This is a genomic window from Hydrogenophaga sp., assembly GCF_051007235.1.
Taxonomy (GTDB): domain Bacteria; phylum Pseudomonadota; class Gammaproteobacteria; order Burkholderiales; family Burkholderiaceae_C; genus Hydrogenophaga.
In genome coordinates this window covers 1-7,688 of the sequence record NZ_JBPCSJ010000326.1, presented here as the reverse complement: position 1 = coordinate 7,688, position 7,688 = coordinate 1, and the positions used below count along the sequence as shown (strand labels likewise).

The window sequence follows — 7,688 nt, the reverse complement described above, 5'->3', positions numbered from 1 at the left end:
GCTCGGCACGGTAGTTGGTCACCTCCAGGCGGATGCCGTCCGGGTCGGTGAAAAACGTTGCCCAGTAATCGGGTGCGTAGTCACCGTGCAGTGAGGCCGGCGTGGCGGCGATGCCGGCCGCGTTCAGCGCCTCGGCAACCGCCCGCACATCGTCCACCGTGTCCACCCGCAGGCACAGGTGGTGCAACCCCGGTGCGTATGGCTGGTGCGGCGAATCGACCCGCGCAGGCCGCAGCACGTAACCGAAGTGGCGGTTGTAGTACTGCACGTGCGGGTCACCGCCGATCTCGAACACATTGCGCCGAAAACCCAGCACCTGGCCGAACACCCGGTCGTAAAACGCCCGCGATCGCGCCAGGTCCGAGACGGTGATGTAGATGTGGTCGATGCCGATGACGGTGGGCATGGGTGGCACCTGTCCAGTGGTCGGGGTCGGGCGTCAGCGCACCAGCTGGCGGGTGCGAACGGTGTAGGCCACATCCATGCCGTCGATGTCGTCCACCGACATGATCGGTGCGTACATCAGGTCGGCCGGGTCGCTGGTGCGCTGCCAGCCCAGCCGCATCTCGCCCACGGTGCGCATCAGCATCTTCTGCACCCGGGCGCCGACCACCTCACCCGGCGCGGGGTTGCCGTCTTTGGCGGTCAGCAGGCGCGCCACCGACAGCACCGAGGTGCGCTGCATCGGGCTGTGCATCGAGAACTGGAACCGGAAATTCTGCGACCGGGCGTTGATGTCGCGGTCCGTCAGCACGATGAAGTAAGTGCGCGGCCCGGCGTCTTGCAGGCGCTTGGCCACCGCACTGCCCAGCGCCAGGTAATCCTCGCCTGCGAACTGCTGGCCGCCCGGCAGCGGGGCCAGCGGGCCCGGTGGCACCCACAGCGAAGCCTTCACCCACAGCCCCGTGTCCTGCGACAGCGCACGCGCCACCTGGGCCGCCGCCTGCTCGACCACGCCGTCGGTGGGCAGCACATACAGCGCCACGCTGTCCACCACGCTGGCGCCTGGCTGGGGCTGGTTCTGGGCGCTGGCCCATCGGGACGCAATGGCCGACAGGCTGACCAGGATCGCGGTGCGACGGTGCAGGTTCACGTGCGGTCTTCCTGTGTGTGGTGGTCGCTCGCCCCCCACGGTCTTGCGAAGGACGGGTCACACCGCCTGTGCGAGCCGCCCGACGCCCTCTTCAATCTTGTCCACGCCCACCGTCGCGAAGCTCAGGCGCAGGGTCGCGTGGTCGGGGTGGTTGGCGTAGAACGGCGCGCCGGGCACGAAGGCCACGCCTTTTTCAATCGCGCGTTTGGCCAGCTCGCCGCCGTCGGCCACTTTGCCGCCCGCACCGGTGAGGCGCGCCCAGACGAACAGGCCGCCTTGCGGTTGCACGAATTCGATGGCGTCGCCCAGCTCGCGGCGCAGGGCGTTGCCCATGGTCGCGGCCCGCTCGGCGTAGACCGCGCGCACCTTGGCCAGCGTGGCGGGCATGCGGCCGGCCTTGAGGTATTGCGCCGCGGTTGCCTGGGCGAAGGTGCTGGTGTGGGCGTCGCTGAACTGTTTGCACATGGTGGCCTTGGCCAGCAGCTCGGCCGGACCGACCATCCAGCCCACGCGCAGGCCGGGCGAGAGCACCTTGGACAGCGAACCGCAGTGCACCAGACGCTCGCGGCTGCCGGGCACGCTGGCGCTCAGGGCCAGCAGGCTGGGCGGCGGCGCGTCGCCGAAGTACAGGTCGCCGTACGGGTCGTCCTCCACCACCAGCACGTTGTGCTGCACGGCCAGTTCGAGCACGCGCTGGCGGCGCTCCAGGCTGAGCATGGCGCCGCTAGGGTTGCCGAAGGTCGGGATCAGGTAGATGAACTTGGGCTTGTGCTCGACGATGAGCTGTTCCAGCTGCTCGGTGTCCACGCCCCGTCCGTCCACCGGTGCGGTGACCAGTTGCGCGCCGTACAGGCGGAAGCACTGGATGGTGGCCAGGAAGGTCGGGCCTTCGACGATGACCTTGTCGCCGGGGGAAATCAGCGTCTTGCCCAGCAGGTCCAGCGCCTGCTGGCTGCCGGTGGTGACGATCAGGTCGCTGGCGGTCACGCCCTGGTTGCCCTTGCTGGTCATGAACGCGGCCAGCTGTTCGCGCAGCGGGTTGTAACCCTCGGTCGCGCCGTACTGCAGCGTGGCGCCGGCTTCTTCGGTCAGCGCGGCGTTGACCGCTTCGCGGATGCCGTCCACGTCGAACAGGGCGCTGTCCGGGAAGCCGCCGGCAAAACTGATGATGCCGGGCTTGCCCAGCAGCTTGAAGAGCTCGCGGATGGCGGAGGTTTCGACGTTGTTCAGGCGGTCGGCAAAGGGGATCTGGAAGGACATGGCGGGTCTCTGCAGGTGAAAAACGGGGTGCTTGCGATGGTAGCGCCCCGGCCACACCGGGTGGCGCGGGCGTGCCAAAGCGCACACACGCTGCGGCACAGCCACGATCCGGCGCCTCAAATGGCTGTGGTTTGAGCCGGTTATCGGGGCTTGCACCCGGTGACAAACCGCAAGAATCGACCGCATGACCACCCGTCTCGACCGGAGCCCCCACATGACCGTGGCCGAATTTTTCAAAGACCTGACCCTGCCGACCATGCCCGAGGTGGCACACGAGCTGATCCGTTCGCTGAACGAGGAAGACGTGCCGGTGACGCACCTGCGCGACGCCGTCGCCCGCGACCCCGCGCTGGCGGTGCAGTTGCTGCGCCTGGCCAACAGCGCCCACTATGGCAACCGGCAGAAGGTGAGCAACCTGGAAGAAGCCATCAACCGAGTGGGCATGAACCAGGTGCGTGCACTGGCGCTGGCCTCGTGCTTCAACGACGCTTTTCCGGTCTCGCCCGGCCTGGACCGCGAGTCCTTCTGGCGCGCCAGCCAGGCGCGCGGCGGCCTGAGCCAGTGGCTGGCCCACGGCATTGGCTCGGACAGCGAACAGGCCTGGCTCACCGGCTTCATGGTGCGGGTGGGTGAACTGCTGATGGGCATGAAATCGCCGTCCAGCGTGATCGAATTCGAACGCCAGCCGCAAGCACCGGGCGAACGCTGGCAACGCGAAGAGGCCTTGCTGGGCCTGACCGAAGGCCAGGTGAGCGCGGAGCTGGCACGCTGCTGGAACTTCCCCGACGCCATGATCCAGGCGCTGGACGCCGCCGCCAACCCGATGGCGGCACAGCCGTTTTCGCGCCTGGGCGCGGTGCTGCATGTGGCCGAACTGCTGGCCGCGGCCCCCGAGGCCAACGCCGGGGCGGTGGACGACCTGCCGGCCGACGTGCTGGCCGCGCTGGCCGTGGACGCGGGCTGGATGGTCGAGCGCCTGCCGCAAGCGCAGCGCTACCTGGACGCGTCGCGCCTGCACTGAGCCCCGGCCGATACACTGCGCGGCATGAAAACCGCCGCCATCCAGTCCTTCTTTGCCACCCTGCAGGCCGCTAACCCGCACCCGGTCACCGAGCTGGAATACACCAGCGTGTTCGAGCTGCTGGCCGCGGTGCTGCTGTCGGCCCAGGCCACCGACGTGGGCGTGAACAAGGCCACCCGCAAGCTCTTTCCGGTGGCGCACACGCCGCAGCAGATCCTGGACCTCGGGCTCGAAGGCCTGGAGTCGTACATCAAGACCATCGGCCTGTACCGCAGCAAGGCCAAGCACCTGATGCAGACCTGCCGGATCCTGGTGGAGCAGCACGGTGGCCAGGTGCCGCGCACCCGCGAAGCGCTCGAAGCCCTGCCTGGCGTGGGCCGCAAAACGGCCAATGTGGTGCTCAACGTGGCCTTCGGCCAGCCCACCATGGCGGTGGACACGCACATCTTCCGTGTCAGCAACCGCACCGGCCTGGCACCGGGCAAGACGCCGCTGGCGGTGGAGCAGCAACTGCTCAAGCGCGTGCCAGCGGCCTACGCGGTGGACTCGCACCACTGGCTGATCCTGCTCGGGCGCTACGTGTGCCAGGCGCGCAAGCCGCTGTGCCACCAGTGCGCGGTGTCGGCCTACTGCGACTTCAAGCCCAAGACCACGGGCTGAGCGGCTGGGCAGCTTTCGGGCGAGGTCAGATTTCCAGCGCCATCCAGCCACCCGGCTCGGGCGCCTCTCGCGGCCACTGGCTGGCGTAGCGGATCGGTCCGTGCCCATGCGTGGCCACGTACTGCGCCGCGCGGATCACACCCGCGTGGGTCACCCAGACCGCTTCACCCACTGCCTGCATTTGCCAGCGTTGGCGCAGATCGTCCAGCGCGTCGGCCACGCGGTCGATGATCTGCTGCGTGCTCTCGGCGCCACCAAACCGGTGGTGCGCGAAGTCGGCCATCCAGGCATCGAAGGCGGCGCGGGGTATGGCGTCCCAGGGCTGCAGCTCCCAGTGGCCGAAGTCCATTTCGTTCAGACGCGGGTCGGTGAACGCCGGCCCCAGGTCCTGCCGCAAGGCATGCAGTTCACGGGCCAGCTGCTGCGCCCGCCCCAGGGCCGACACGCACACCGGCAGCCCCGGCGGCAAGCGTGCGGCCGCCGATTCGGCCGCGATGCGTGTGAGCGCCGGGTCGGCCGGCACGTCGCTGGCGCCATAGCACAGCCCCGCTTCCAGCGTGACCCGCGCGTGGCGCAAAAGCCATAGTTTCATCAGAGATTCACCTGCGCCTCACACCAGCGCCAGGGCCATGCCCAGGTAGAACAGCAGCTCGCTCAGCTGCTGGGTCGCGCCCAGCCCGTCGCCAGTGAAGCCCTGCAGGCGCTGGCGCAGCAGGCGCCACATCCAGGCCAGCCCGGCCAGCGCGCCCAGCACCGCCGGCAGCCAGGGCGCACCGGGTGCCAGCCAGCCGGCCAGCGCCATGGCAGGCACCCACCACAGCAACCCGGCGATCAGCCCGCGGGTACCGATGCTCTCGGCCAGCGGCTTGCTCTTGGACGTGGGCGTGTCCCCCACGTGCGGCAGGGTGCGGATGACCAGCAGCGGCATCAGGCGCGAGGTGACGTGGGCCGCGAACAGCGCCAGCGCTGCCAGCCGCACACCCCCGGCCTGCGCCAGCAGGCCCAGCAAGGACACCTTGGTCAGCAGGGCCAGCACCAGCGCGATGGCGCCGTAGCTGCCGATGCGCGAGTCCTTCATGATGTCCAGCGCGCGTTCGCGGCTCACGGCACCGCCCAGACCATCGGCCGTGTCGGCCAGGCCGTCTTCGTGGAAGGCCCCCGTCAGCCAGACGCTGAACGCGGTGCTCAGCACCGCCGCCACCCAGGCCGATGCGGCCTGCCCCGGCAAGGCCTGCGTCAGCCCCCAGAACACCAATACCGTGAGCCCGCCCACCACCCAGCCCACGCCGGGAAAGTGCGCTGCACTCGCACGCAACATGGCCGGCGAGAAGCCGACCCAGTCCGCCAGCCGCCCCGTGACCGGGATGCGGGTGAAGAACTGCAGCGCGATGAAGAAGTGGCGGATGAACAGGAACACCCCCCTGCGCCGCTGCGCGTCCTCCCCCCTCTCCTGCGGGAGGGGGGACGCAGCCTGTGGCCCGGCGAAGCCGGTTCCACGGCTGCGCTGGATGGGGCTGCCTCGCTCGTCTGGCATGGTTTCAGGCCTCTGGGGATGTGGTCGTGGCCGCTTCGTCCTGCCGCGACACGCCGGCCGACTCGAAGCTGGCCATTTCGCGCAAGATGGCGCAGGCGCTTTGCAGCAGCGGCCAGGCCAGCGCAGCGCCCGAACCTTCGCCCAGGCGCAGGCCCAGGTCCAGCAGCGGCTCGGCCTTGAGATGGGCCAGCATCAGCGCGTGACCACGTTCGCCCGAACGGTGGGCGAACACGCAGCGCTGCAGGACCGCCGGCTGCAGCGCACTGGCCACCAGCACGGCCGAAGTGGCGATGAAGCCGTCCACCACGATCACGCGGCGCTCGGCCGCGGCCTGCAGCACCGCGCCCACCATGGTCGCGATCTCGAAACCACCGAAGGCCGCGAGCACGTCCAGCGGCGTCTTGGCGTCGGGGTGGCGGACCAGCACGTCTCTCAGGATGCCGATCTTGCGTTGCACCGCGGGCGCGTCCAGCCCGGTGCCAGCGCCGGTGCAGTCCACGATGTCCAGCCCGGTCAGACGGCTCATCAGCAACGAGGCCGCCGAGGTGTTGCCGATGCCCATTTCGCCCAGCAGCAGGGCGTTGCCCGGCAGGCGCTTCACCAGTGCGGCGCCGTTGGCCAGCGCCTGGTCGCGCTGTTCGGCGCTCATGGCCGGGCCTTCGAGGGCATCGGCCGTGCCCGGCGCCACCTTGGCCATCACCAGCCCGGCGCGGGGCGCGAAGTCGTGGCGCACGCCGCAGTCCACCACCGTGAGGCCGATGCCGTTCTGCCGCGCCAGCACGCTGACGGCGGCGCCGCCGGCCAGGAAGTTCTCGACCATCTGCCAGGTCACGTCGCTCGGGTAGGCCGAGACGCCGCGGGCCGCCAGACCGTGGTCGCCAGCGAACACCACCAGTTGCGGGTCCTTCAGCGCGGGGGCCTCGCTGCCCAGCGCCAGGCCGATGCGCTGCGCCAGCCGCTCGATCTGGCCCAGCGAGCCGACCGGTTTGGTCTTGTTGTCGAGCAGGTGCTGCAGGCGCGCGGCCAGCGCGGGCTGGGTGATGTCGTCGATGGCGGCAACGGTGTAAGGCATGGTTCAGTCCTTGTGGATCAGGGCGTCGAGCACACCCGGCTCGACATGGGTTTGGAGGAAATCGGCGAGACCGTCGAACACGGTCTCCAGCGTGGGCACGGTGGCGCCGCACAGCGCGCGCAGCACGGCCGGGTCTTCGAACAGACCGTGCAGGTAACAGCCCAGCACGTTGCCGGCGGCGTTCTGCCAGGCCAGGCCGGGGATGACCTCGCGCGCGATGTCGCCTTTGGCGGCCATGGCGGGGTGTTGTGCGGTCTGGCCATGGTGGATTTCGTAGCCCGCGGCGTTGACGCCGGACAGCGCCTGCCATGGGCCGGTCAGCTCGCCGAAGCGGGCGGTGGTGCGGCACACGGTCTTGTCCGCATCGAAGGCGGTCACCAGCGGCAGCAGGCCCAGGCCGGGCGCATTCCCGTCGATGCCATGGGTGTCGATCAGCGCCTCGCCCAACACCTGCAGCCCGCCGCAGATGCCCAGCACCGCCCCGCCCCGCGCCGCGTGGTCGGCCACGGCCCGGTCCAGCCCCTGCGCGCGCAACCAGGCCAGGTCGGCCGCAGTCGATTTGGAGCCCGGCAGCACGATCCAGTCCGAGCCGGCGCAGTCGGCCGGCGTGCGCGCCCAGACCAGGCGCACGCCCGGCACGTTCTTGAGCGGCTGGAACTCGTCCAGGTTGCTGATGCGCGGCCAGGCGATGACTGCGATGGTCGTCCAGTCACGTCTTGTCATGGTTTCGCCGCAGGGCCGCCCCAAGGCGAAACGCGCCCCCTCGGGGGGCAGCGAGGACACGCCAGTGCCGAGCGTGGGGGTCATATCGAACACACCGTCCTCTTCCGGCAGGCCGTGCTGCCACCACATCGGCAGCGTCGCGACCACCGGCACACCGGTCAAGTCTTGCAGCATCTGAGGTGCGGGCGCCAGCAGCGCCGCGTCGCCGCGGAACTTGTTGAGCACGAAGCCACGGATCAGCGTGCGTTCGTCGTCGGGCAGCAGCGCCCAGGTGCCGTAGAGGTGGGCAAAGGCGCCCCCGCGGTCGATGTCGGTGACCAGCAGA

At 69.8% G+C, this 7,688-nt stretch carries 9 protein-coding genes; 2 read left to right on the top strand and 7 right to left on the bottom strand.

The genetic code is table 11. The features are described 5' to 3' along the window. The 3 genes from ACR2JA_RS11605 to ACR2JA_RS11595 all read right to left on the bottom strand — a co-directional run. Positions 1 to 406: VOC family protein (locus tag ACR2JA_RS11605; RefSeq protein WP_434009237.1), on the bottom strand; the 406-nt coding region annotated here is incomplete at its 3' end. 33 nt (positions 407 to 439) lie between these two features. Next, positions 440 to 1,093 carry a hypothetical protein gene (locus tag ACR2JA_RS11600; RefSeq protein ID WP_434009236.1) on the bottom strand — a complete coding sequence of 218 codons (654 nt, stop codon included), beginning with the start codon at positions 1,091 to 1,093 and terminating at the stop codon, positions 440 to 442. Positions 1,094 to 1,150: 57 nt separating this feature from the next. Continuing rightward, the gene (locus tag ACR2JA_RS11595; protein WP_434009238.1) at positions 1,151 to 2,341 is read right to left on the bottom strand and encodes a PLP-dependent aminotransferase family protein; all 1,191 of its coding nucleotides are present in this window, start codon (positions 2,339 to 2,341) and stop codon (positions 1,151 to 1,153) included. A gap of 196 nt (positions 2,342 to 2,537) precedes the next feature. Here ACR2JA_RS11595 and ACR2JA_RS11590 point away from each other — a divergent pair, with 196 nt between their 5' ends. Together ACR2JA_RS11590 and nth are read left to right on the top strand one after the other, a co-directional pair. After that, a complete protein-coding gene (locus tag ACR2JA_RS11590) occupies positions 2,538 to 3,374 on the top strand; it encodes an HDOD domain-containing protein (RefSeq protein WP_434009235.1) in 837 nt (278 codons plus the stop codon). 24 nt (positions 3,375 to 3,398) lie between these two features. Continuing rightward, positions 3,399 to 4,034 (top strand): endonuclease III, encoded by a 636-nt coding sequence (gene nth / locus ACR2JA_RS11585; protein WP_434009234.1) that lies wholly within the window; start codon positions 3,399 to 3,401, stop codon positions 4,032 to 4,034. A 25-nt stretch (positions 4,035 to 4,059) separates the two neighbouring features. On the opposite strand, the gene ACR2JA_RS11580 is transcribed toward nth, so the two are convergent. The 4 genes from ACR2JA_RS11580 to ACR2JA_RS11565 all read right to left on the bottom strand — a co-directional run. Next, a complete protein-coding gene (locus tag ACR2JA_RS11580; RefSeq protein WP_434009233.1) occupies positions 4,060 to 4,626 on the bottom strand; it encodes a histidine phosphatase family protein in 567 nt (188 codons plus the stop codon). A gap of 18 nt (positions 4,627 to 4,644) precedes the next feature. After that, a complete protein-coding gene (locus ACR2JA_RS11575) occupies positions 4,645 to 5,451 on the bottom strand; it encodes an adenosylcobinamide-GDP ribazoletransferase (protein WP_434009232.1) in 807 nt (268 codons plus the stop codon). 121 nt (positions 5,452 to 5,572) lie between these two features. Beyond that, on the bottom strand, positions 5,573 to 6,640 hold the full coding sequence (gene cobT / locus ACR2JA_RS11570) for a nicotinate-nucleotide--dimethylbenzimidazole phosphoribosyltransferase (RefSeq protein WP_434009231.1): 1,068 nt from the start codon (positions 6,638 to 6,640) through the stop codon (positions 5,573 to 5,575). 3 nt (positions 6,641 to 6,643) lie between these two features. Beyond that, positions 6,644 to 7,688, bottom strand: a 1,045-nt coding sequence (locus ACR2JA_RS11565) for a cobyric acid synthase (RefSeq protein ID WP_434009230.1), incomplete at its 5' end; no start/stop codon positions are given.